This is a genomic window from Pseudomonas sp. 50_B, assembly GCF_017491625.1.
Taxonomy (GTDB): Bacteria; Pseudomonadota; Gammaproteobacteria; order Pseudomonadales; family Pseudomonadaceae; genus Aquipseudomonas; species Aquipseudomonas danubii.
Genome location: NZ_JAFGYX010000170.1, coordinates 1 through 439 on the forward strand (window position 1 = coordinate 1; position 439 = coordinate 439).

The 439-nt window shown below is 62.9% G+C and carries 1 protein-coding gene; it reads right to left on the minus strand.

Annotated elements, in window-relative coordinates; genetic code table 11:
• Positions 1–95: 95 nt before the first annotated feature.
• On the minus strand, positions 96–439 hold a 344-nt coding region (locus J5M73_RS31445), incomplete at its 5' end, for a response regulator transcription factor (protein ID WP_207816982.1).

Consider the following 439-nt stretch of genomic DNA (forward strand, 5'->3'; position numbering starts at 1 on the left):
TAAGACGAGAGCGTGACGCCGAGCAGCAGCGCCAGCACGAGATGCTTGATCCAGTTCGTCGAAATCCGCATGGTTTGTCCTCGCAAAGGGGTGGTTCAACTCGCCTGCGTGTTGGGCGGATAGGCGATCTTCAGCGCGCGCGCGACCTCGGCGACCAGGATCGGTAGCCGCACCGGCTTTTCCTCGCAGCGGGCGTTGAAGCTCGACACGATATCAGCGATCTCGTCTTCGCTCGCCTCGCCGGTCGAAATCTTGCCGGTGAGCAGAAAGATCGGCGCGTCGGCGTTCTCGCTCGCGCGGATGCCGCGCACGAGAGGGGCGGCGGTTTCCTCGCCGAGCAGCCAGTCGAGAATGTATCCGTCGAAGTCCTCGACTTCCAGAGCCTTGCGAAACGAGACGCTGTCGTAATACGCGATCGCGGCGACGCCCTTTTCGGCGA